The 24,666-nt window shown below is 62.9% G+C and carries 15 protein-coding genes and 7 pseudogenes; 17 read left to right on the top strand and 5 right to left on the bottom strand.

Going from position 1 to position 24,666, the window contains the following annotated elements; translation table 11 throughout:
* Nucleotides 1–215: 215 nt before the first annotated feature.
* A pseudogene (gene epmA / locus H2O14_RS19415) lies at nt 216–1,285 on the bottom strand (EF-P lysine aminoacylase EpmA).
* 140 nt (nt 1,286–1,425) lie between these two features.
* Here epmA and efp point away from each other — a divergent pair.
* From efp to H2O14_RS19395, 4 genes and pseudogenes are all read left to right on the top strand, one after another.
* Nucleotides 1,426–1,995: an elongation factor P gene (gene efp, locus H2O14_RS19410; RefSeq protein ID WP_182828943.1), complete on the top strand. Its 570-nt coding sequence runs from the start codon at nt 1,426–1,428 to the stop codon at nt 1,993–1,995.
* Between the two features lie 136 nt (nt 1,996–2,131).
* Nucleotides 2,132–2,806: a lysozyme inhibitor LprI family protein gene (locus tag H2O14_RS19405; RefSeq protein ID WP_182828942.1), complete on the top strand. Its 675-nt coding sequence runs from the start codon at nt 2,132–2,134 to the stop codon at nt 2,804–2,806.
* 132 nt (nt 2,807–2,938) lie between these two features.
* Nucleotides 2,939–3,660 (top strand): annotated as a pseudogene (locus H2O14_RS19400) (AAA family ATPase).
* Nucleotides 3,657–4,136, top strand: coding sequence for a GNAT family N-acetyltransferase (locus H2O14_RS19395; protein WP_182828941.1), 480 nt, complete (start codon nt 3,657–3,659; stop codon nt 4,134–4,136). The pseudogene H2O14_RS19400 and the gene H2O14_RS19395 overlap by 4 nt, the downstream one beginning before the upstream one ends.
* Before the next feature lie 42 nt (nt 4,137–4,178).
* Here H2O14_RS19395 and H2O14_RS19390 read toward each other — a convergent pair whose 3' ends face one another.
* Together H2O14_RS19390 and H2O14_RS19385 are read right to left on the bottom strand one after the other, a co-directional pair.
* Complete coding sequence (locus tag H2O14_RS19390; protein WP_182828940.1) at nt 4,179–5,057, bottom strand: hypothetical protein; 879 nt, start codon at nt 5,055–5,057, stop codon at nt 4,179–4,181.
* The gene (locus tag H2O14_RS19385) at nt 5,012–5,827 is read right to left on the bottom strand and encodes a hypothetical protein (RefSeq protein ID WP_182828939.1); all 816 of its coding nucleotides are present in this window, start codon (nt 5,825–5,827) and stop codon (nt 5,012–5,014) included. The genes H2O14_RS19390 and H2O14_RS19385 overlap by 46 nt, the downstream gene beginning before the upstream one ends.
* Before the next feature lie 440 nt (nt 5,828–6,267).
* Between H2O14_RS19385 and H2O14_RS19380 the strand changes: the two genes are divergently transcribed.
* The 12 genes and pseudogenes from H2O14_RS19380 to H2O14_RS19330 all read left to right on the top strand — a co-directional run bounded on the left by H2O14_RS19380 (nt 6,268) and on the right by H2O14_RS19330 (nt 19,770).
* Nucleotides 6,268–6,570, top strand: a complete 303-nt coding sequence (locus H2O14_RS19380) for an STAS domain-containing protein (RefSeq protein WP_182828938.1) — start codon at nt 6,268–6,270, stop codon at nt 6,568–6,570.
* A complete protein-coding gene (locus H2O14_RS19375) occupies nt 6,570–6,938 on the top strand; it encodes a response regulator (RefSeq protein ID WP_182828937.1) in 369 nt (122 codons plus the stop codon). Before H2O14_RS19380 ends, H2O14_RS19375 begins: the two co-directional genes overlap by 1 nt.
* Nucleotides 6,935–8,917 carry a chemotaxis protein CheA gene (locus tag H2O14_RS19370; protein ID WP_182828936.1) on the top strand — a complete coding sequence of 661 codons (1,983 nt, stop codon included), beginning with the start codon at nt 6,935–6,937 and terminating at the stop codon, nt 8,915–8,917. The genes H2O14_RS19375 and H2O14_RS19370 overlap by 4 nt, the downstream gene beginning before the upstream one ends.
* A complete protein-coding gene (locus H2O14_RS19365) occupies nt 8,914–9,396 on the top strand; it encodes a chemotaxis protein CheW (RefSeq protein ID WP_246697452.1) in 483 nt (160 codons plus the stop codon). Before H2O14_RS19370 ends, H2O14_RS19365 begins: the two co-directional genes overlap by 4 nt.
* A 47-nt stretch (nt 9,397–9,443) precedes the next feature.
* Nucleotides 9,444–11,138: a methyl-accepting chemotaxis protein gene (locus tag H2O14_RS19360; protein ID WP_182828935.1), complete on the top strand. Its 1,695-nt coding sequence runs from the start codon at nt 9,444–9,446 to the stop codon at nt 11,136–11,138.
* Nucleotides 11,139–11,250: 112 nt separating this feature from the next.
* Nucleotides 11,251–13,093 (top strand): annotated as a pseudogene (locus H2O14_RS19355) (methyl-accepting chemotaxis protein); the annotation flags it as partial.
* Between the two features lie 280 nt (nt 13,094–13,373).
* Nucleotides 13,374–15,182, top strand: a complete 1,809-nt coding sequence (locus H2O14_RS19350) for a methyl-accepting chemotaxis protein (protein ID WP_182828933.1) — start codon at nt 13,374–13,376, stop codon at nt 15,180–15,182.
* Nucleotides 15,183–15,286: 104 nt separating this feature from the next.
* A pseudogene (locus H2O14_RS29545) lies at nt 15,287–15,919 on the top strand (CHASE3 domain-containing protein); the annotation flags it as partial.
* A 345-nt stretch (nt 15,920–16,264) separates the two neighbouring features.
* Nucleotides 16,265–17,302: pseudogene (locus H2O14_RS29540) on the top strand (methyl-accepting chemotaxis protein); the annotation flags it as partial.
* Between the two features lie 2 nt (nt 17,303–17,304).
* On the top strand, nt 17,305–17,790 hold the full coding sequence (locus H2O14_RS19340; protein WP_182829443.1) for a chemotaxis protein CheW: 486 nt from the start codon (nt 17,305–17,307) through the stop codon (nt 17,788–17,790).
* 29 nt (nt 17,791–17,819) lie between these two features.
* The gene (locus H2O14_RS19335) at nt 17,820–18,674 is read left to right on the top strand and encodes a protein-glutamate O-methyltransferase CheR (protein ID WP_182828931.1); all 855 of its coding nucleotides are present in this window, start codon (nt 17,820–17,822) and stop codon (nt 18,672–18,674) included.
* Between the two features lie 2 nt (nt 18,675–18,676).
* A pseudogene (locus H2O14_RS19330) lies at nt 18,677–19,770 on the top strand (chemotaxis response regulator protein-glutamate methylesterase).
* 19 nt (nt 19,771–19,789) lie between these two features.
* Here H2O14_RS19330 and H2O14_RS19325 read toward each other — a convergent pair.
* Nucleotides 19,790–21,082, bottom strand: a complete 1,293-nt coding sequence (locus tag H2O14_RS19325; RefSeq protein ID WP_182828930.1) for an MFS transporter — start codon at nt 21,080–21,082, stop codon at nt 19,790–19,792.
* 145 nt (nt 21,083–21,227) lie between these two features.
* A complete protein-coding gene (locus H2O14_RS28545) occupies nt 21,228–22,277 on the bottom strand; it encodes a calcium-binding protein (RefSeq protein ID WP_182828929.1) in 1,050 nt (349 codons plus the stop codon).
* A gap of 423 nt (nt 22,278–22,700) precedes the next feature.
* Between H2O14_RS28545 and rpoD the strand changes: the two are divergent.
* Nucleotides 22,701–24,661, top strand: a pseudogene (gene rpoD / locus H2O14_RS19315) (RNA polymerase sigma factor RpoD).
* Nucleotides 24,662–24,666: the final 5 nt, after the last annotated feature.

Below are 24,666 nucleotides of genomic sequence, written 5' to 3'. Positions count from 1 at the left end.
ACGAATGCGATGCAGCGCTGGGGTGTGCACAGCCCCTCATCCCCCTGCCGGGACCTTCGCCCCGCGCGAGCGGGGAGAAGGAGGATGGGGCAAGGACGGCGCTCCATCGCCCTTCGCCCCGCAGGCGCGGTGAGAAGGTGGCGGCAGCCGGATGAGGGGCCGCGCACGCCGTCGCCTCAGTTACAACAGGAAGACAGGCCGCGCGCGCGCCGGCCTCAAAAACATTCCCCATCACGCCCCCAAACCACCGGCGCCCACATCACCTGGTCGATGCGCCGGGCCCCGCTCGCCAGCATCGCCAATCGGTCGAAGCCGAGCGCGGCGCCCGAGGCCTCGGGCATGATCGCAAGCGCGGCGAGGAAATCCTCGTCGAGCGGATAGGTCTCGCCATAGATCCTTTGCTTCTCCGCCATTTCCATCTCGAAGCGGCGGCGCTGCTCGATTGGGTCGGTGAGTTCGCCGAAGGCGTTGGCCAGTTCGACGCCGCAGGCGTAAAGTTCAAAACGGTCGGAGACGCGGCCGTCATCTGGCGAGCGACGGGCGAGCGCGGCTTCGGCGGCGGGGTATTCGCAGAGAATGGTGGCGCGCCCCTCGCCCAGACGGGGCTCGACCTTCTCCACCAGTATTCGGGAGAAGATGTCGGACCAGGTGTCGTCCTCGGCGATGCGGACGCCCGCCTCCGTGGCGTGCGCGGCGAGACCATCGCGATCCGTCTCGCCGTCCATGGCGATGGTGGCGAGAAGATCGATGCCAGAATGGCGCGAGAACGCCTCGGCCACCGACAGCCGCTCGGGCGCTGCGAACGGATCGCAGGTCATGCCGCGATAGGTGAAGGTCGTCGTCCCGCCCGCTTCGGCGGCCAGCGACAGCATCCGCCCGCAATCCTCCATCAGCGCCTCATAGGCTTCGGCGACGCGATACCATTCGAGCATGGTGAATTCGGGCTGATGGGTCGGAGACGTCTCGCGATTGCGATAGACATGCGCGAAGGTGAAGATGCGCTTCTCCCCGCCGACAGCAGCTTCTTGCAGGCGAATTCCGGCGAGGTGTGGAGATAACAATCACGCGGCTCCCCGTCGGCCCCGATCAGTTCCGTCTTGAAAGCATGCAGATGCGTCTCGTTGCCCGGCGAAATCTGCAAAGCCGGCGTGTGCACCTCGATGAAGTCCTTCCCGGCGAGATAGGCGCGCAATGCCGCCTGCACGCGGTTGCGGGCGAGCAGAAAGGGACGCCGGTCGGCATGCACATCGGGCGCCCACCAGCGGGACGGCGTCGTCACGGCCATGTTTCTCACCTTCGCGTTCGATTCAGACTGGCAATTTGCCCGTTTTCGGGTTATTGGCGCGCCACATCCTGAAAAGGCGGGCATTTGGCCGGTTCCGACCGTCCTTTAATGCGCGTTCAAACAAGTTACAAGGAAGTCCTATGGCAAAGGTCATCGCTTCTCAGCTCCGCAAGGGCAATGTCCTCGACATCGACGGCAGGCTCTATGTTGTTCTGACCGCGCAGAATTTTCATCCGGGCAAGGGCACGCCGGTCACGCAGATCGACATGCGCCGCATTTCCGACGGCGTGAAAGTGTCCGAGCGCTGGAAGACCACCGAACAGGTCGAACGCGCCATCGTGGAAGACATCAACTTCCAGTACCTCTATGAGGACGGCGAAGGCTACCACTTCATGAACCCGGAAAACTACGACCAGGTCGTGGCGACCGTCGACATGATCGGCGACGACAAGGCCTATCTGTCGGAAGGCATGACCGTAATCCTGTCGATCCATGAGGGCAACCCGATCGCCATGGAACTGCCGCGCCACGTCGTGCTCGAAGTCATGGAAACCGAGCCGGTGGTCAAGGGCCAGACGGCCTCGTCCTCCTACAAGCCCGCCATGCTGTCGAACGGCATTCGCTCCATGGTTCCGCCGCATATCGACGCCGGCACCAAGATCGTGGTGCTGACCGAAGACGGCTCCTATGTCGAGCGCGCCAAGGGCTGAGCCCCGCGCATCGAAACGGTTTGAGGCCCGCCATCGTCGCGGGCCTTTTCTTTTGCGGATCATCCGGCGAGGTCGCGCGTTAAGCCAAGACACGGCGCCCGGTGAACGAGGCGCCGCTGAGACAGAGGTGACGCCCATGACCCCGAACCGTCGACACCCGCGTATCGATCCTTCCCGCCGCCGGGCCGCCGGCTGGCCGCTATCCTTGTTCGCAGCGGCGGCCGCATTGCTGGCGCCGGCCGCCGCGCCGACCCCCGCTTCGGCGGCAAGCCCTTCCTTCGACTGCGCCAAGGTGGACAGCCGCGCCGAGCGCACGATTTGCGGCGATCATGAACTGTCGCTGCTCGACCACGAAACCGCTCGGCTCTATACCCTGGCCTTGAAGAAAGCGGAGCCGAAACAGGCTGCGGCGATGAAGGCGGATGCGGCGGGTTGGAAGCGAGCGCGCGACGAATGCTGGCTGGCGCAGAACACGCGCGGATGCATCATCGCCGCCTACGCCAAGCGCATTCACCGGCTTCTGGAAAAGCACGAGGAAGTCCGCCAGGCCGAGAACGCCCTGACGCGGGGACCCTATGTGTTGAGATGCCGAAAGATCGACCATCCCGTCACCGCCACCCTGATCGAGAGCAATCCACGGGTCGGGACGATCGAATGGCGCAACGCCGTGCATGTCGGCGTCGCCGACGGCGACGAATTCATCGAGAAATCGGACTACGGCGCCAATGGCGTGGCTTTTTCGATCCAGGGCGATCAGGCGCAGCTGATGCTGCCCGACGGCCGTAAATTTTCTTGCGCGCGCGAGCGGTAGTTTCTGCAGTCGGATACACAAACTAGTAGGTCGCTGGAAAGACTTCCTTAACCACGATTGGCAAAGATCGTGAAAGAGCTTCAGCCGCAGGATCGGGCTGGCGCGCGCAATGTTTTTTCAGGACGTCAAGCAATGCCGGTCATCACTTTCGCAAACACCAAGGGCGGCGCGGGCAAAACCACCGCCGTGCTGCTCCTCGCCACCGAACTTGCCCGTCAGGGGAACGCGTCACCATCCTCGACGCCGATCCGCAGCGCTGGATCAGCCGCTGGCATGAGACCGGAACGCCGCTCGCCAACATCCAGGTCGTGTCCTATGTGACCGTCTCCAACCTGCAATCGCAAATGGCCCTGTATCGCGACAGGACGGACTACTTCCTCCTCGACCTTCCCGGCGCCTGCTCGCCGATGATCGCCACCGCCCTGGGCGTGTCCGATCACGTGCTCATCCCTATCCAGGGCTGCGCCATGGACGCCAAGGGCGGGGCCCAGGTGCTCGAACTGCTGCAGTATCTGGAGGACAAGGCCTCCATTCGCATCCCCCACTCGGTGGTTCTGACCCGTGTTAACTCGATGGTCACAACTCGCGCATTGCAGGTGGTGAAGCAGATGCTCGCCCAGCGCAAGGTGCGGGTTCTCGACACCCCGATCATCGAACGCGCCGCCTATCGCGACCTGTTCGACTACGGCTGCAGCCTCTACGACATGAATTCGGAACGCGTCAGCAATCTCGACAAGGCCAAGGAAAACGCCGCCGCCTTCGCCGAGGAAGTGCTGGGCTACGTGCCCAACCGCAACCGGCTGCGCCCGGCCCAGCCGGCCGTCGCGATGGCCCGTCCGCGCGCGGTGGCGTGATCGAGACGAGATCCGGCCTTTCCTATGTCACTACCAGAGAGCGGCCGGACCTGACAGCCGTTACCGGCGCCTGGCGCTGGGAGGCCTTCTTCAGCAACAGTGACATATCCTTCGAGCAATTGATGGCGCGCGAACAGGCGGCGGCGGTCGCGCCTGGCCCGTTGCCGACGGTGCTGGTCCTGCTGGAGGGCGGCGAGCCCATCGGCATGGTCGCGCTCTGCAACGACGATCTCGATGACCGTCCCGAGCTCAATCCATGGCTCGCGGGGCTCTATGTGGCGGCCGCCCATCGCGGTGAAGGCCATGCGCAGCGGTTGATCGCCAGGATCGAAACCGTCGCCAGCGAGGCCGGATTCCGACGGCTGAGCCTCTATAGCGCAAGCGCCGTCGGTCTCTACGGTTCCCGCGGCTGGATGACGACAGAGATCTTCGACCGCGACGGCGCGGTCTATCACATCATGCGCAAAGATCTCTGAGCGAGCAGCGAAAGCCGCCCGCGCCGCAATCCCGGCGGATGCTCAGAACAGCGCGTCGTCGAACAGATCCTCGTCGCTCGTCAGAGCCTTTACGGCGGGTTCGTCGGCGGCCTGATTGACGACCATGAGCTCCCGATGAAGGTCTCGCTCCGACGCCATCGTGTAGATCTTGTAGATCCGCGCGCTGAGGGCGTCGGCGGACGAACCGAGAATGGAGGCGTCGCCTTCGGCCTGGGCGGCCAGATCGCGGGCGACGGCGACGCAGTCCCGCAGCACGTCGCCGAGTTCGCTTTCGAAATCGAGCGTCGATAGCGCCGCGCTGACCTTGGCGAACACTTCCTGGCCCTCATGCTCGAACAGGGCGATGCTCTCGTCCATGCGCTTGGACATGTCGCGGATATCGTCCAGCGCCGCGCGCAGAGGCGCGCTCAGGTCGGAACCGGTGGCTTCGGCGCATTGCGAGAAGGCGACGGCCGCGCCTTCGAAATGCTGCAACTCGTCGACCACGTTGTTGGCCGGCTCTTCGAGCTTCTCGGCGAATACCCGGAGTTCGGCGCTGACCACATTGACCGAACGCCCTTCGTCCCCGAGCTTCGAGCAGCGGAGGTTGGAATTGAGCGCCATATAATGAATGTCGGTCTTGATGCCGCGGATGATGGAGATCCCGTCGACCAGACTGTGGGCGGTCTCGCCGGTCGACTGCGCCACACGGTTGGCGTTGGCGCTGGTTTCGGCCACATTGGCGACCAGACCGCTCGCGGCGGCGACGCCGCGCTCCAAGGTGGCCAGGAAATTGTTGCCGCCGCGGTCGCCGCTCTGATGCATGGTCGCGCGCAGCGCCATGATCGAATGGGCGTCGTCGACGAAGCTCTGCATCAGTTGCATGATCTTCCGGCAGTCGCGTTCGAAGTCGTCGACCATGCTTTCGGTCTGCGCCGCCGCCAGCCGATCGATGACGCCGTCCAGCGCTCGTTCATCTCGACGCTCAGGGCGGCGCCGTCGGCCGACGCCTTGAACTCGTCGAGAAATTCGAAACTCGTGCGCACATGCTCCAGCCGCTGGCGGGTGATGTCGCCGATCTGCAGCGCCGACAGGACCTGGGCGATCTTGGACTGGATCGCGCGGGCCAGCGATTTCACATCGTTGGCGATGGACGAGAGCTTGCGATGATGGTCGGCGATCACGCTCGCGTCGCGTTCGAGATCCCGTACGACGCCGGGAACCACGTCGCCATATTCGCGCGAAATGCGGGCCGAGAACTGGGTGGCGGTCGCAAGCTGCGACGCCATTGCCGACAGCTGATCGCCGAAGCGATCGACCTCCTGCGCACCGGATTGGATGCGTTCGCGAATTTCGTCGGCGAAACCGGCGAATTCGGCGATGCCTGCGCCGGTGATCTTCACCGTGATCGCAAATGTCCGGAGATAGCGCATGGTCTCGCGCATGTCCTCCACATTGGATTGCATCTTCTGACAGGCCGTCTTCAGCTTCTCGAACCCACCCAGCCGCGCCTGTTCGAACTTGGGAAGCTCCGCGAGCTCCTTGGCGGTCGAGAGGATGCGTTGCATCGTGGCGTTGGAAGCGTCGGCGTCGAGCACGCTGGTCAGAGAGTCGAGCGACGCGATGAGCCGCTTCAGAATATCGGAGATCGCGATCAGCACCGCGCCGCCTTCGAGGAACTTTTTCTCCAATTTTCCATGCGCAACGGCGAGCTTCGCGTCGAGCTCGGCGCGCCCGACGCGGTAAAAAGCAGCGTTACTCTGTTTTACTTGCAACAACGTTTTGTCCCCAAACGTATTTCATATGTGAGAGAAGTGTAGGGCAAAGGCACAAACGATGCGTAAATTCATGCAGGAGTTGTCCCGTTAATCTCCGCATTGGTTACCGAATCCTCTCCGGCATTCAATTTCAGGAATTTCTTAAATTGTATAAACTCCAGTAATTTCAAAGCTCTGCAACTTTAAACAAACGTTAGCATCTATTAAAATTCCGTTTAGTATTCTCTCCTAAAACTAGCATATCATTAGATGGGATTAATTTTTCCCAGTATAAATTTACGCCTCGTTAGCCATTCGCTGTGATGCTCCCGCGATAGAATTATTGGCGCGAACACCAGTAAAAAGGTGAGGACATGACATATTCGATGCCTGCTAAAGCAAATATTCGAAATATCCGCGACATTCACGCGGAGCTGTTGGATTATTCGAGCTCTTCCACACAGATCGAGATCGACCTCGGAAACTGTGAGGACATCGACTTGTCCTTCTTGCAACTCATTGAATCCGTTCGAAAAAGCGCTGCTGCCGGCGGCAAGCCGGTCACCCTTTCTCGTCCCGCCAACGCGGCCGTCAAAACGGCGCTCAAGCGGGCGGGCTTTCTCGATGTCCTCTCGACCGAGGACGCAAAATTTTGGCTGCACGAAGGAATGCAATAATGGCTGCGAACATTTTGACCGTCGATGACTCCGCGAGCATTCGACTGACCACGAATGTGGCTCTGTCCAATGCGGGGTACAACGTCACCGAAGCGATCAACGGAGCCGAGGGGATCGCGAAAGCGACCGCGGGTCACTACGACCTGATCGTCACCGATCTCAACATGCCCGTCATGGACGGCCTGACCATGATCCGTGAACTTCGCAAGATTCCCAGCCAGACCGGCGTTCCGATCATCTTCCTCACCACGGAATCGGATGGTTCCATCAAGGAACAGGCGAAGGCCGCCGGCGCCACCGGTTGGCTGACCAAGCCTTTCGACCCCGACAATCTCGTCAAAATCGTGCGCAAGGTGCTCGGCAAATGAGCCATCCCGATCCTATAGCCGTTTTCCGAACGGAAGCGGCGGAACTCCTCGAAATGATCGAAGCAGGCCTGCTCGATCTGCTCGAAGACTTGAGCAACAAAGATCAGGTCGACGCGGTGTTCCGCAGCCTCCACACGCTCAAGGGCTCCGGAGCCATGTTCGGCTTCGAAGCCCTTGCCGCGTTCACGCATCATTGCGAAACCGCTTTCGACAGGGTGCGCAAGGGTGAAGTGCCGGCGACCGAAGACCTGATCTCCGCCGTTCTCGACGCCAAGGACCATATGCGCGTCCTCGTCGAGGAGCCGGGCGCAGATCATTCCTCCGTCAGCGAGAACCTGCTCGGCCGGCTGCAACGCGCCGTCGAGGCCGCCGCCGGCCACGAAGCGCCGGCGCCGAGCGCCGCCGCGCCGAAGGGCAAGTGGAACATCCGCTTCTCGCTTCCGGCAAACGCCATGACCAACGGCACCAATCCGCTGCCGCTGATCGACGAATTGCGCGATCTTGGCGAATGCGAAGTGCGCATCGACGCCTCCGCCGTGCCCATGCTCGACGGCATGGACCCGACCGAGCTTTATCTGACCTGGTCGGTGACCCTCGACGGGGCGGCAACCAAATCCTCGATCGAAGACGTGTTCATCTTCGTCATGGACGACATGAAGCTCGACATCGTCAGGGACGAGCCGCCGGCCGCGGCGATTGCCCCCGAGGTCAAGGCGGATGCGCCGCGCGCCGCTCAGGCGCCGAAACCCATTCAGCCCGTGGAAGCGCGTCCGGCGGCGATCGACGTCAAGCAGACCAACAAGTCGGCCGAGAATGTGCGCGTTCCCGCCGAACGGCTCGACGAACTGATGGACCGCGTCGGCGAGCTCGTCATCGCCCAATCGCGCCTGTCGCAGCTCGCCTCCAGCGGCGCTGATCTGCAATTGCGCGCCGTGTCGGAAGACATCGAACGTCTGTCGGGCGAATTGCGCGACACGATGATGGTGTTGCGCATGGTGCCGGTGACGCAATTGTTCGGCCGGTTCCGCCGTCTCATCCACGACCTCGCCCATGAGACCGGCAAGCAGATCGAACTCGTCACCGAAGGCGAAACCACGGAAGTCGACAAGAGCGTCATCGAACGTCTCGCCGATCCCATGGTCCACCTCGTCAGAAACTCCTGCGATCACGGCCTCGAAACCGCCGACGAACGCGTCGCGGCCGGCAAGCCGGCGGCGGGCAAGGTGCGTCTTCTCGCCCGCCAGACCGGCGGCGAGGTCAAGATCATCATCAGCGACGACGGCCGCGGCATGAATCGCGAGCGCATCCGCGCCAAGGCCGAGCAGAACGGGCTCATCCAGCCCAATCAGCAGCTGTCCGACCAGGACCTGTTGCAGATGATCTTCCAGCCGGGCTTCTCCACCGCGCAGGCCGTGACCAACCTGTCGGGCCGCGGCGTGGGCATGGACGTCGTCAAGCGCACCATCGACGCGCTGCGCGGCTCGATCAACATCGTCAGCACGCCCGGCAAGGGATCTGACATCACGCTCAACATTCCGCTGACGCTCGCCATCATCGATGGCCTGCTCGTCCGCGTCGGCTCGGGCCGTTACGTCATTCCGCTGTCGGCTGTCGAGGAATGCCTCGAACTGTCGCTCGAAGACGACATGCGCTCGCGCGGCCGCAGCTTCATTTCGCTGCGTGACAGTCTGGTGCCGTTCATCCGGCTCCGCGATCTGTTCAAGACGGGCACCAAGCCCGATCCGTTCCAGAAGGTGGTGGTGATCTCCACCGGAACCGAACGCGTCGGCCTCGTCGTCGACCAGATCATCGGCGACCACCAGACGGTCATCAAATCAATGTCGAAGCTGCATCATGACGTTGCGACTTTCTCGGGCGCGACCATTCTCGGCGACGGCTCCGTCGCCCTGATCCTGGATGTCGCCCATCTCGTCACCGCCGGCCAGCTAGAGGAGGCGCAGATGCGCGCCGCAGGATGATGGAAGCACAACGCAAAACCGAAAGCACGTTCTGGGACCGCGCCAGCGAACTCGAGGTCCTGACCTACGACATCGCCGGTGAAACCCTGGCCATCGAAGCCATCCGCGTCAGGGAAATCCTCGACCTGGTGCCGGAAACGCCGGTGCCCGGCGCCCGGCCCTATGTGGCGAGCGTCATCAATTTTCGGGGCCGGGTAATCCCGCTCGCGGACATCACGCTCGCCTTCGGCATGGAGCCGAGCAAGACGACCAACGACACGCGGATCATCGTGATGGAGTTGGACCTCGAACTCGACAGCGCGCCGGTCCTTATCGGCATCCGCACCGACAAGGTCTACGAGGTCACCACCTTGACGAGGACCGCCAGCGAGCCGCCGCCGTCCGTCGGCATGCGCTGGCGGCCGGATTTCATCGACTGCCTGGTGAAGCGCGGCAGCGACTTCATCATCGTGCCGAACATGAGAGCCATTTTCAAATAACATTGCATGGAGCGGGGGCTCCGGGAATATCCTAAAGGGGTTGGATTATGTCTTTGACGATCAAAACAAAATTGGGGATCGCCTTCGGTTTCCTCATCGTCCTGATGATCGGGACGGCGGGATACGCGATCTTCACCCTGTCATCCTTCAACACGACCATCGGCGACGTTCTCACCGGCCCGGCGCAGCGCCTGAAGACGGCCCAAGCCATCGACATCGAACTCCTGCAGATGATCCGCCAGCAGAAGAACCTTGTTCTGGCGACCGACGCCGAAGAGCGCGCCACGGCCATCGAAAAGGGCAATGCCGCGCGCAAGCGCTTCGAAGACCTGCTCGTAACGGCCGAAGGCCTGGCGACGGAAAAAGGTCGCCCCCTCTGGGCCTCGATCCGCGACAACAGCGAGAAGTTTATCAAAGGCGATGATCTTTCCCGCCAGCGCCTCGCAGCCGGCGACCTCGCCGGCGCCACGCAGGCGACCGTCGATCTTCGCCCCGTCATCAGCGAAATCGACAAGGTCATCTACGACCTGATCGACATCGAAAACGGCCGGATGCAAGAGGCCGAGGGCAATGCGGAAGCGCAGTACGCCTCGTCGCGCAGCATCATGATCGGCATCAGCGCCGTAGCGCTCCTTATCTCCGTCGCCGCCGCCTTCTGGATTTCCAAGACGATTTCCAACGGCCTCAACCGCGCCAACGCCGCCGTGCGCAGCGTGTCGGAAGGCGACCTCACCAAGCTCGCCGACATCACCAGCAAGGACGAGATCGGCGAACTGCTGGGCTATGTCAACGCGATGATCGAGCGCTTGCGCGGCGTGGTCGGCGATGCGCTTTCGGCATCCACCAACGTTTCCTCCGGCAGCCAGGAACTGTCAGCCTCCTCCGAGCAGGTGTCGCAGGGCGCGACCGAACAGGCCGCCGCCGCCGAAGAGGCTTCCGCCTCGATGGAGCAGATGGCCGCCAACATCAAGCAGAACGCCGACAACGCCGCCCAGACCGAAAAGATCGCCCGCCAATCCGCCAAGGACGCCGAGCTTTCGGGCGACGCCGTCAACCGCGCCGTCGGCGCCATGCGCACCATCGCCGAGAAGATCGGCATCGTGCAGGAAATCGCTCGCCAGACCGATCTGCTTGCTCTGAACGCGGCCGTCGAAGCCGCCCGCGCCGGCGAACACGGCAAGGGTTTCGCCGTCGTCGCCTCCGAAGTCCGCAAGCTCGCCGAACGCAGCCAGTCGGCCGCCGCCGAGATCAGCTCCATGTCGTCGAACACGGTGATCGCGGCGCAGGAAGCCGGCGAAATGTTGTCGCGCCTGGTGCCGGACATCCGCAAGACCGCCGAACTGGTCTCGGAGATCTCCGCCGCCTGCCGCGAACAGGATATCGGCGCCTCGCAGATCAACGAAGCGATCCAGCAGCTCGACAAGGTCACGCAGCAGAACGCGTCGGCGTCCGAAGAAATGGCATCGACCTCGGAAGAACTCGCGGCGCAGTCTGAAGAGCTTCAGACGTCGATCGCCTACTTCCGGGTCGACACGTCGCGGGAAGGCAAGAGGGCGATGGCCGCCGCCGGAAAAGCGGCCGCGCCGACGGCCCGTCCGGCCGGTCGCCCGGCCGCCAAGCCGGCGACGCGCCAATCCGGTCTCGGCGTCAGTGAACAACAGGCCCGCGTGCGCGGCTTCGCGCTCGACATGAACGTGGGCGGTCCCGACAGCGCCGACGACGAGTTCCGCGCCGCCGGGTGAATGAAGTCAAGCGATGAAGGCCTGCGGCTAACCCAATAATGGGTTAGCCGAACAACCAAAGGTCGGTCGACCATATTTTCGATCGCCCGGAAGATTATCTGAGAGATTTGAGATGAGATTTACAATCAAAGCCAAACTGGCGTGCGCCTTTGGGCTCCTGTTGCTTTTGCTGAGCGGCATCAGCGGCTACGGGCTCTATAGCCTGTCCGTTCTTAATCAAGCCATTTCGAACGTCATTTCCGGCCCGGCGGCGCGCCTGGAAAATGCGCAGACCCTGGGCAACTATCAACTCCGCCTCGCCCGCGCGCAGATGAACCTCGCCACGGCGACGACGCCGGAAGATGTGGCCAAATACATCGAGGCGGGAGACCGCAACCGTAAGAACTTCGCCGATACGGTGAAGTGGCTGCAGGAGGCCGCGACCACCGAGGCCGGCCGCATGGGTTGGGCCGAAGTGAGCAAGCAGGCGGAAGACCTCTTCGCCATCGATGAGAAAGTCCGTGACCGCGCCAAGGCGGGAGACATGGCCGGCGCGGTGCGCCTGGCGACGACGGACGGCCGCGTCGTCACCGATCGCATCGAAGAGATCATCGAGGCGCGCAAGCAGGCGAACAAAGAACAGATGGTTCAGGCCGATCGCGATACGACCGCGCTCTACGGTTCGACCAGGGCCATCATCATCGCCGTGTCGCTCGCCGCGCTCGCGCTCGGTCTCGCGGCCGCGGCCTGGATCGCCATGAGCATCAGCTCCGGCCTCCGCAAGATCAGATCGGTCGCGGATGCGGTCGCCCTCGGCGATCTCAATCAGAACATCGAGATCAAAACCAATGACGAGATCAAGGATCTGGTCGACACGATCAACGTCATGACCGCCAATCTGCGCGCCACGGCCTCCGTCGCCGACCTGATCTCCCTGGGCGACCTCAGCGCGGAGCCCAAGCCCCTGTCGGATCGCGACACGCTCGGCCACGCCATGGACAACATGGTCCGCAATCTCCGTCAGGCCGCACAGAACGCAGCCCTGATCGGCGAAGGCGATCTCAGCATGACGATCAAGCCGCAATCGGACAAGGACACGCTCGGCATCGCCATGCGCAACATGGTCGCCAATCTCAGCCAGACCGCCCGCATCGCCCAGATGATCGCCGACGGCGACCTGACGGTGAAGCCGAAGCCCCTGTCCGACCGCGATACGCTCGGCACGGCGCTGGAAAGCATGGTGTCGCGCCTCCGCGGCGTCGTCGCCGACGCGATCTCCGCATCCGTCAACGTGTCCTCCGGCAGCCAGGAGCTTTCGGCTTCGTCCGAACAGGTTTCCCAGGGCGCGACCGAGCAGGCCGCCGCCGCGGAAGAAGCGTCCGCCTCGATGGAGCAGATGGCCGCCAACATCAAGCAGAACGCCGACAACGCCGCCCAGACCGAAAAGATCGCCCGCCAATCCGCCAAGGATGCGGAAGTCTCCGGCGAAGCCGTCAACCGCGCGGTGGAGGCGATGCAGACCATCGCCCAGAAGATCGGCATCGTGCAGGAAATCGCGCGTCAGACCGATCTGCTCGCTCTCAACGCCGCCGTGGAAGCGGCCCGCGCCGGCGAACACGGCAAGGGTTTCGCCGTCGTCGCCTCGGAAGTCAGAAAACTCGCCGAACGCAGCCAGTCGGCCGCCGCCGATATTTCCGAAATGTCGACGGATACGGTGAAGGCCGCCCAGCAGGCCGGCGAAATGCTGTCTCGCCTGGTGCCCGACATTCGCAAGACCGCCGAACTGGTCTCGGAAATCTCCGCCGCCTGCCGCGAACAGGATATCGGCGCCGCCCAGATCAACGAAGCGATCCAGCAGCTCGACAAGGTGACCCAGCAGAACTCGTCCGCCTCCGAAGAAATGGCGGCGACGTCGGAAGAGCTGGCCGCGCAATCCGAGGAGTTGCAGACGTCGATCGCCTTTTTCAGGGTCGAAAGCGCCGCTCTGGCCGCACGGGCGGCCTCGCAGCAACAACAGCAGCTACGCCCGTCGCGTCCGGCGCCGCAGAGCCGCAACGCCCAGACGGTCGGCGCGCAACAGGCGCGGATCAAAGGCTATGCGCTCAATCTCGACATGGGCGGCCCCGATCAGGGCGATATCGAATTCCGCGAAAGCGCGTGACAAGACGGACCTCGGCGCGAGCCGGGACCAAAACCGATTGATGATAAATCGGGATAATGAACCTGGCAGGAACTCACTCATTAAGGCGCGTCGTCATGAGAGCAACTATCAAACTGAAACTCGGACTATCTTTTGGAGCCCTTATCGTCATGGCGACGGTCATGGCGGTTCTCGCCATCACCAACCTCTCCTCTCTGAACGGCGCGATCACCGAGATCGTACAGGGTCCGGCCGCCAATATTCAGAATTCGAGCGATCTCTCGGACTCGATCTACCGCGCCATCCAGGCCGAGAAGAACGCCATCATCAACACCGATCCCGCGAAGATCAGCGGCTACGTCGACAACATCGGCAAGGAACGCGAGACCATCAAGAGGCTGGTCGATCTGCTCGACAGCGAGCAGAATCCTGAGCTTCGCACCACGCTGCAACAGTTCAACGTCATTTTCCCGCAATGGACCTCCATGCAGGACGCCGTGGTCAAGCTCGCCGTCGAAAACACCACCGAGAGCAACGCCCGGGCCGGCGAGATCTCCATGGGCGAAGGAGCCAAGATCACCACCGGCCTCCTGGGCCAGCTGACCGAGTTGAACGGTCTGATCGCCAAGGATCTCCACCAGACCGACGAAGCGACCAACGCCCAGTATGAGAATTCCCGCAATATCCTGATCGGCAGCGTCATCGCGATGTTCGTCGTCTCGATCGCCATCGCTCTCTGGATCGCCATATCCATCAACAGCGGCCTCACCAAGATCAAGGCGGTCGCCGACGCGGTCGCGATCGGCGATCTCGATCAGGACATCCAGATCAAGACCAACGACGAAATCAAGGACGTGGTCGACACCATCAATGTGATGACGGGCAATCTGCGCAACACCGCCCGCATCGCCAACGACATCGCCAACGGCGATCTGACCGTGACGCCCAAGCCGCTGTCGGACAAGGATACGCTCGGAAAGTCTCTGGAAAGCATGGTCGAGCGCCTGCGCGGCGTGGTGTCCGACGCGATCGCCGCCTCGGTCAACGTCTCCTCGGGCAGCCAGGAATTGTCCGCCTCGTCGGAACAGGTTTCCCAGGGGGCGACCGAACAGGCGTCCGCCGCCGAAGAAGCTTCGGCTTCGATGGAGGAAATGGCCGCCAACATCAAGCAGAACGCCGACAACGCCGCCCAGACCGAAAAGATCGCCCGCCAGTCCGCCAAGGACGCGGAGATCTCCGGCGACGCCGTCAACCGCGCCGTCGCCGCGATGCAGACCATCGCCCAGAAGATCGGCATCGTGCAGGAGATCGCCCGCCAGACCGACCTGCTCGCCCTGAACGCCGCCGTCGAAGCCGCCCGCGCTGGCGAACACGGCAAGGGCTTCGCCGTCGTCGCGTCCGAAGTGCGCAAGCTCGCCGAACGCAGCCAGTCTGCCGCAGCCGAAATCTCGGAAATGTCGTCGGACACCGTCAAGGCCGCTCAACAGGCCGGGGAGATGCTGTCTCGCCTGGTGCCGGACATCCGCAAGACCGCCGAACTGGTTTCGGAAATCTCGGCCGCCTGTCGCGAGCAGGACATCGGCGCAGCCCAGATCAACGAAGCGATCCAGCAGCTCGACAAGGTGACCCAGCAGAATTCGTCGGCGTCGGAGGAAATGGCCGCGACGTCGGAAGAGCTGGCCGCCCAGTCGGAAGAGCTGCAGACCTCCATCGCCTTCTTCAAGGTCGAACAGAACCATCGCGCCGCGCCTGCGCAGATCAAGCGGTCCGCCGCGCCGCAGGTGGCGGCCAAGGCGGCCCCGCGCCGCCCCGCCCCTCCGTCGCATGGCGTCAAGGCGCAGCAGGAGCGGGTGAAGGGCTTCGCGCTCAATCTCGACCATGGCGGCCCCGATGAAAACGACGACGATTTCCGGGCGGCAGGCTGACAGCGCCGCCCGACCGGCCGGGATGCCCTGACATCCCGGCCGTAACGATCAAGGTCGAAGGCGGTAGCCGACGATCTCATTGATGGAATGCCGGACGGGGATAAATGAGGGCTCCCCCTGCCGGAGTAAATCCGCCGGGCGCATGGGCAATCACGCTCAGAAGGCGCCCGTCGGAAGAAGTAGACACCAATCTCCGCCGGAAGGGGCTCCTTATGAATTGGTTACAAAATATTTCGACCGCAAAGAAATTGATCCTCGCCTTTGGATCGATATTCTTGATCGTGATCGCCGCGAACGCCACGATCTATTTCAAGAACGAAGAGATCAAGCAGACCATCCACTGGACCGACCACACCAACGAAGTGGTCGCCACCTTGAACGCGGTGGCTTCCGCCATGGTGAACTCCGAAACCGGCGTCCGCGGCTACCTCGTCTCAGGCAACAAGGACTTCCTCGACCCGTTCGTCAACGGCCAGAAGAACTTCGCCGACTTGCTCGAGAAGTTCAGGACGCTGACGTCCGACAACCCCGCCCAGCAGAAGCGCGCCGATATGATCGCCGAGCAGGCGTCCATCTGGCTGACGACCGTCGCCCAGGAAGAAATCCGCTTGATGGAGAATCCCGCGACGCAGCAGCAGGCGCGCGATCTCGAAGCCTCGGGCAAGGGCAAGGCCTCGATGGATGGCCTTCGCAAGGTCATCGAAGAAGCAATCGAGACCGAGCAGTCGCTGATGGTGACCCGGCTTGAGGCCCAGCAGAACGCCTTCGCGGTCGGCACGACGACCGTTGTGGTCGGCGCGCTGGCGATCATCTTCATGTCGATCCTTTCCTACTTCGCCATCATGCGGCTGATCACCCGCCCGCTCGTTCAGGTCACCAAGCGCCTGAGCGCCCTCGCCGATCCCGAAGACGTCGGCCGCAAGGACGAAATGGGCGTCATGCTCGGCAGCGTGCAGGCGGTCGAACGCGTGTTCACCTCCGTGGCTGAAAACGTGATCCGCGTCTCCGAAGGCGATCTTCGGCCGATCAACACCGCGCGCAGCGGCGGCCTCAGCCAGAACGTCGTGGAATCGCTGCAGGTGATGGTCGGCAACCTCGCAAACACCGCCGAGATCGCCGACAAGATCTCCAATGGCGATCTGACGCTGACGCCGCGGCCGCTGTCCGAACGCGATACGCTCGGCATCGCCCTTCGCAACATGGTCGAACGTCTGCGCGGCGTGGTCGCCGACGCGATTTCCGCCTCCGTCAACGTCTCCTCGGGCAGCCAGGAACTCTCCGCCTCGTCCGAACAGGTTTCCCAAGGCGCCACCGAACAGGCCGCCGCCGCCGAAGAGGCTTCCGCCTCGATGGAGCAGATGGCCGCCAACATCAAGCAGAACGCCGACAACGCCACCCAGACCGAGAAGATCGCCCGCCAGTCCGCCAAGGATGCGGAGATCTCCGGCGACGCCGTCAACCGCGCCGTCGCGGCGATGCAGACCATCGCCCAGAAGATCGGCATCGTGCAGGAAATCGCCCGCCAGACCGACCTGCTCGCCTTGAACGCGGCCGTCGAAGCGGCCCGCGCCGGCGAACACGGCAAGGGCTTCGCCGTCGTCGCCTCCGAAGTCCGCAAGCTCGCCGAACGCAGCCAGTCGGCCGCCGCCGAGATCTCGGAAATGTCGTCGGATACGGTGAAGGCCGCCCAGCAGGCCGGCGACATGCTGTCTCGCCTGGTGCCGGACATCCGCAAGACCGCCGAACTGGTTTCGGAAATCTCCGCCGCCTGCCGCGAGCAGGACATCGGCGCAGCCCAGATCAACGAAGCGATCCAGCAGCTCGACAAGGTGACCCAGCAGAACTCGTCGGCGTCGGAGGAAATGGCCGCCACGTCCGAGGAACTGGCCGCTCAATCCGAGGAGTTGCAGACCTCGATCGCCTTCTTCCGCGTGGAAGCGCAGAAGAGCCGCAACGACAGAGCCGTCAAGCCCCGTCCGAGCCATCCGGTCGCCAAGCCGCAGGCGCGCCACAGCGACAACAGCGTCAAGTCGCAACAGGGCCGCGCCAGAGGTTTCGCGCTGAACCTGGAGCACGGCGCGCCGGACGATATCGATGATGACTTCAAGGAGAGCGCATGACCATGACGACACATCAGAGCGAATCCCAATTCGTAACCTTCAGCCTCGGCGAAGAAGCCTTTGCGGTTCCCGTCGAAGTGGTTCGGGAAATCCTCGATCACGAAGAGGCGTTCAAGATTCCGAATGGCCCCGATTATCTGCTCGGGCTGCGCAATGTGCGCGGCCAGGCGGTGCCGACCATCGATCTCAGGCTGAAACTCGGCCTGAGCCGCACCGTGCCGACGCCGCACACGCGCGTTCTGGTTCTCGACGTGCCTCTGAACGACCGTCTGCTGACCCTCGGCCTGGTGGCGGATCGCGTTCACGAAGTCACGCCGTTCCGCACGGCGCAGATCGAACAGGCGCCGGACATCGGCATCCGCTGGAATTCGGACTATATCGCCGGCGTGGTGCGCAAGGAGACGGGTTTCGTGGTGATCATCGACCTACCGCGACTGCTGTCGTCGGATGACACCGCCTTCCTTTCTCAGCGGAACGTCGCCGCTTGATGCTCGAGTGAATGCGTGGAGTAACAGGAATGCAGACCGCCCAACGCGTGGCATCGCCGCATGAAGACGGCATCAGCAAGCGGAACTTCGACCGGCTGGCCGCCTATATCTACAACTATAGCGGCATCAAGATGCCGCCGACCAAACAGACCATGCTCGAAGGACGCCTGCGTCGCCGCTTGCGCGCCACCGGCCAGCCCACCTTCGAGCATTATTGCAACTACCTCTTCAGCCAGGGCGGGCTCGAGAAGGAAGCGATCTTCCTCATCGACGCGGTGACGACCAACAAGACCGATTTCTTTCGCGAGCCCAATCACTTCAGCTTCATGACCCAGCGCGCCCTGCCGGCGCTCACCCAATCGGGCGTGCGGCGGCTGCGCGTCTGGAGTTCGGCCTGCTCGACCGGCGCCGAGCCCTATACCATCGCCATGGTGCTCGACGACGTCTTCGGCGATCGGCCCGATATCGGCTGGAACATCCTGGCCACCGATCTGTCCACCGAGGTGCTGCAGACGGCCCGGCGCGGCATCTACGCCCAGGACATGGTCGACCCTGTGCCGGTGGACATGCGGAGACGGTATGTCATGTCGGCGATCGCCCGCGACCGTCGTGAAGTCCGCATTACGCCGAAGCTGCGCTCCAAAGTCGGGTTCGCCCGGCTGAACCTGATGGACGACGTCTATCCGGTCGGCGATCCCATGCATATGATCTTCTGCCGCAACGTGATGATCTATTTCGACAAACCGACCCAGGAAAAAGTTCTGACGCGGCTTTGCGATTGCCTGGAGCCGGGCGGCTATCTGTTCATCGGCCATTCCGAAACCATCAGCGGCTTCGATCTGCCGCTGAAGACCGTCGCGAATACAGTGTTCCAGAAAGTGTGATCATGAAGAAGAAGGTGCGCGTCCTCATCATCGACGATTCAGCCAGCGTCAGACAGACGCTGACCAGCATCTTCGAGGAAGATCCCGACTTCGAGGTGATAGGGGCCGCACAGGATCCTTTCGTCGCGGCGCGACGGCTGCGGGAAGATATCCCCGACGTCATCACGCTCGATGTGGAAATGCCGCAGATGGACGGCATCACCTTTCTTCGCAAGCTCATGAGCCAGCATCCCTTGCCGGTGGTCATGTGTTCCTCGCTGACGGAAGCAGGCTCGCAAACCCTGCTTCAGGCCATGGAGGCGGGCGCGGTGGACGTGATCCTGAAACCGAAGATCGGCGTGGCCGACCATCTTTCGGAAACCGCCGATCACATCCGCGCCGTCGTCAAGGGCGCGGCCCGCGCGCGGATCGACAATCACCGTCGGTTCCGCACGGCGACGACTCCGCCGCCGCTCAATCCGCAGGAGAAGCTCACCGCAGACGCCGTCCTCCCTCCCCCACCGGCAAGGCGATGGCGAAGACCACCGAAATGGTGGTCTGCGTCGGCGCCTCCACCGGCGGCACCGAGGCGCTGCGCGAAATGCTGGAGAAACTGCCGCCCAATGCGCCGGGCATGGTGATCGTCCAGCACATGCCCGAGAAATTCACCGCCGCCTTCGCAAGCCGGTTGAATTCGCTCTGCGAAGTCGAGGTGAAGGAAGCGGCCGACGGCGATCCGGTCCTGCGCGGCCATGTGCTGATCGCGCCCGGCGGGCTGCACACCATGCTCGAGCGGCGCGGCGCGCGCTATCACGTTTCGGTCCGCAACGGACCGCTGGTGTCGCGGCATAGACCTTCGGTGGACGTTCTGTTTCGTTCGGCCGCCCGAAACGCCGGCGCCAACGCCATGGGCGTCATCATGACCGGAATGGGCGACGACGGCGCCCGCGGCATGGAGGAAATGCACAACGCCGGCGCCTTCACCGTCGCCCAGGACGAAGCGACCTCGGTGGTGTTCGGCATGCCCAAGGAAGCGATCGCCCGCGGCGGCGTCGATCGTATTGCGCCGCTCGACAACCTGGCGCGCGAGATCATGGCGGCGCAGGCGCGGTTCTGACCCGCGCCGAGGCCGAAGATCAGGCCGGCTTGGGCGTCAGCGCGCCGCCCGGCCGGGCGATCAGGAACACGCTCATCGCCGCCACGAGGCACATGCCGCCGGCGATCTGCAAGGCCGGCATATAGGACGCGTAGTCGGTCCTGAGGGCGCCGGCTCCCATCGCTGCAGTGGCTGCGCCCAGCTGATGGCCGGCAAAGATCCAGCCGAAGACGATATTGGCTTTCTCCCTGCCGAAATTCTCGGCCGACAGGCGCACCGTGGGCGGCACCGTCGCCACCCAGTCGAGCCCGTAGAAGGCTGCGAACAACGTCAGCGAATAGATGTCGAAACCCGAGAGCGACAGATAGATCAGCGACAGGCCACGCAGGCCATAGAACCAGAACAGGAGCCAGCGATTGTCGAAGCGGTCAGACAGCCAGCCCGACAAAAGCGTGCCGCCGAAATCGAAGATGCCGATCATCGCGAGCAGGCTGGCGGCGGTCACCGCCGGCATCATGAAGTCGCCGCAGATCGAGATCCAATGCGTCTGGATCAATCCATTGGTGCTGAGCCCGCAGACGAAAAAGGTGAAGAACAGCACGAGAAACACCGGATTGGCCCGGACCTCCCACAAGGTCTTCAGAGGCAGCGCGAGAAGCTCCGGCAGGCGCCGGTTGTTGACCGGCGGCGGGACGATCCTGTCTTCGCCGTAAGGCGCGAGTCCCACATCGGCCGGATAATCGCGAATGATCGCCAGCACCAGCAGCAAGGCGGCGAGAAGCGCGGCCACTACCACCGTGAGCGCCGGCCTCCAACCGATCTGTTCGGTGAGATAGGCCAGAAGCGGCAGGAACACCAATTGGCCGGTCGCGGTCGATACGGTCATCATCGCCACCACCACGCCTCTGCGGGCCGAGAACCAGCGGGTGGCGACCGTCGCGCCGAGCACCAGGGCCGTCATGCCGGTGCCCACGCCGATCACGACGCCCCAGAGAAGCAGCAGTTGCCAGAGCTCGGTCATGAAGAACGAGCCGACGAGACCGGAAGAGATCATCAACAGCGCCGTGACCACGACCTTGCGGATGCCGAACTGGTTCATGAAGGCGGCGGCAAAGGGCCCGAACAGACCGAACAGCGCCAGGCGCACCGCCATGGCCGACGAGATCTCGGCATTGGTCCAGCCGAATTCCGTCTGCAACGGTCCGATCAACACGCCGGCCGATCCCATCGCGCCGGCAGTCGAAAGCATGGTCAGGAATGTGACCGCGGCGACCGCCCAGCCATAGTGGATATTGCGAGCCGCGAGCCAGGCGGCGAGTCTGCGTGACGCCATGATTGCCTCCAGTCCCGCCTCAGGCAGGACCCTTTATTGAGCGTCATGAAATAGACCGGCGCCGGCGCCGCGGCAATCCGCCGTCCCGTCAAATGTTCTGATACCAGCTTTCAGCGCCGTGAATGCTTGCCGCCGGCGCCGCCGCTCACCAGAGATCGTCGCCGGAGGTCCATTTCTCGAGCTCGAGCTTGGCGAGATCGGTCAGGTCGTATTCCTTGGTGATGTAGTAGCCGTCGCTGTCCTTCTTCCCGGTGCCGACCACGAGATCCTCGATGCGGAACTTCGCGCCTTCGAAGAAATAGGACAGGGTCGTGTATTGGCCGTGGCCGTCGACCCGAACGAGAAGATCCGATCCGTCGCGGACGAAGTCGAGATCGCTCAACCTGGCGAGCGAAGAATCCGACGAGCCGATCGACGCGTGAAATTCGATCTCGTCGGCGCCGCCCGCGGTGTCGAAGATCCAGCCGCGGCTCGCGGGGTTCTCCACGATATAGGAGTCGGATCCGTTCTTGTCGGTGATTTCCGGACGGGAACGATCGCCCTGGATATGAAAGACGTCCGCTCCCGAACTGTCCGTCATCACATCGTTGCCGGTCTGATTGAAATAGGTGTCGTTCCCGGCCCCGCCCTTCAGCTCGTCCGTACCGGTGCCGCCGCCGAGAATATCGTTGCCCGCCCCGCCGTTGAGAATGTCGGCTCCGGCCTCTCCGAAAAGGAAGTCGTCGCCGTCGTCCCCGAAGAGCTGATCGATCCCCGAGCCGCCGAACATTCTGTCATTGCCGATATCGCCCCACATGCGGTCGTTGCCGGCGTCGCCGTAAAAGAGATCGTTGCCGGAATTGCCGTAGAGGCGATCCGCTCCGCCGCCGCCCGACAGCTTGTCGTCGCCGGCTCCGCCGATGATCTGGTCCGCGCTCGCGCCCCCGTCAACGTGTCGTTGTCGCCGGTTCCCTTTTTCGTCGCCATGATCCGCAGTCCTCTTTCGCGATGGGGCGACGGCGGATCGAGGTCCGCGCGGGGCCGCCCGCTTTCGCCAAATCTGGTAACCCCCGCTGGCGGGCGAGGCAACGAAAGCGCCCTTTCCGGGCGGGAGCGAGGCTTGCCGCGCAAGCTCTGGGCAAGACTGACGGCCACAGCCCTTGAATACGCGGCCTTTCGCCCTAAATAGACACAACGGCGTGGACCCGTGTCCCACGCTGAGCCGGGGCCCGTGAGATTCAGGACGTTGCACGATTTTTGCGCTGAAATGCTTGACGTGACACAAAATAGCGGGAATCACCGTCTCAGGCAGATATCATGAACAAGGCGCCGAGCAGGACGCGGCTAAACGGAAAAATGATCGCGAAAAGAGCCAACCGCCGGAAATCAAAGGCGGATCTCGACGCGGTTAATCGCCCGTTAAACCGTGATGCTGTTAGCTCGTAGCTGCTGATTCGCGTTGCGGCCCGTAATGCGGGTCGAACATTTTGCGGCAGCGCGAAGTTTAAGGCTTAATGCGTCAGAGAGAGCAATAGACTATGGCAAAACCAAAGTCAAAGAAAACGAAGAAGCGGAAACCGAACGCGACGCAGCGACGGATGGTCCTCTTCTCGACCTTTCCGATGACGCCGTCAAGAAGATGATCAAGGCCGCCAAGAAGCGCGGCTACGTCACCATGGACGAGCTGAACGCCGTGTTGCCCTCCGAGGAAGTGACCTCCGAGCAGATCGAGGACACGATGGCCATGTTGTCCGACATGGGCATCAATGTCGTCGAGGACGAAGATATCGAGGAGCAGGCGCAGGAAGACGACAGCGAAGCCGATTCCGACGGCGAGTCCGAAGGCGGCGAAATCGCCCCGACCGCCGGCACCGCCGTCGCCACCGCCAAGAAGCGCGAGCCGACCGATCGCACCGACGACCCCGTGCGCATGTATCTGCGCGAAATGGGTTCGGTGGAGCTTCTGTCGCGCGAAGGCGAAATCGCCATCGCCAAGCGCATCGAAGCCGGCCGAGAAACGATGATCCAGGGGCTGTGCGAAAGCCCCTCACCTTCCAGGCGCTGATCATCTGGCGCGACGAACTCAACGAAGGCACCACGCTGCTGCGCGAGATCATCGATCTCGAAACCACCTATTCCGGCCCAGAGGCCAAGGCCGCGCCGCAGTTCCAGAGCCCCGAAAAGATCGAAGCCGACCGCAAGGCGGCCGAAGAAAAGGAAAAGGCCCGCAAGGCCCGCTCCGGTCCGCCGACCGGCGATGACGACGACATCACCGATGTCGGCGAAGCCATGGTGTTCGAAGAAGAGGAAGAGGACGAAGACGAGTCCAACCTCTCCCTCGCCGCCATGGAAGCGGAACTGCGTCCGCAGGTCATGGAGACGCTCGACCAGATCGCCGAGACCTACAAGAAGCTGCGCAAGCTGCAGGACCAGCAGGTGGAAGCCCGCCTTGCGGCCTCCGCCACGCTGTCGCCCGCCCAGGAGCGCCGCTACAAGGAGCTCAAGGACGAGCTCATCACGGCGGTCAAGTCGCTGTCGCTCAACCAGAACCGCATCGACAGCCTCGTCGAGCAGCTCTACGAGATCAACAAGCGTCTCGTGCAGAACGAAGGCAAGCTGCTGCGTCTGGCCGAAAGCTTCGGCGTCAGCCGCGACGAATTCCTCAACCAGTATATGGGCGCCGAGCTCGATCCGAACTGGATGAAGTCGATCGGCAATCTGGCCGCTCGCGGCTGGAAGGAATTCTCGCGCTCGGAAAACCAGACGATCAAGGATCTCCGCCAGGAAATCCAGAACCTCGCCAGCGAAACCGGCATCTCGATCACCGAATTCCGCCGCATCGTGCAGATGGTGCAGAAGGGCGAACGCGAAGCCCGCATCGCCAAGAAGGAGATGGTGGAAGCCAATCTCCGTCTCGTGATCTCGATCGCCAAGAAGTACACCAATCGCGGCCTGCAGTTCCTCGACCTGATCCAAGAAGGCAATATCGGCCTGATGAAGGCGGTCGACAAGTTCGAATATCGTCGCGGCTACAAGTTCTCGACCTATGCGACCTGGTGGATCCGTCAGGCGATCACCCGCTCGATCGCCGACCAGGCCCGCACCATCCGCATTCCGGTACACATGATCGAGACGATCAACAAGATCGTTCGTACCTCGCGCCAGATGCTCCATGAGATCGGCCGCGAACCGACGCCGGAAGAACTGGCCGAAAAGCTGGCCATGCCGCTCGAAAAGGTGCGCAAGGTCCTCAAGATCGCCAAGGAGCCGATCTCGCTCGAAACGCCTGTCGGCGATGAAGAAGACAGCCATCTCGGCGACTTCATCGAAGACAAGAACGCGCTTCTGCCGATCGACGCCGCCATCCAGGCGAACCTGCGCGAAACCACCACCCGCGTGCTCGCCTCGCTGACCCCGCGCGAAGAGCGCGTCCTGCGCATGCGCTTCGGCATCGGCATGAACACCGACCACACGCTGGAAGAGGTCGGCCAGCAGTTCTCGGTCACCCGCGAACGCATCCGCCAGATCGAAGCCAAGGCGCTCAGGAAGCTGAAGCATCCGAGCCGGTCGAGGAAGCTCCGGAGCTTCCTGGACAGCTGAGAGCC

It is taken from the genome of Rhizobium sp. G21 (assembly GCF_014158035.1).
In the GTDB taxonomy this organism is placed as follows: domain Bacteria; phylum Pseudomonadota; class Alphaproteobacteria; order Rhizobiales; family Rhizobiaceae; genus Rhizobium_E.
The sequence above is the reverse complement of the archived record's forward strand: the minus strand, read 5'-3'. Positions and strand labels throughout refer to the sequence as shown.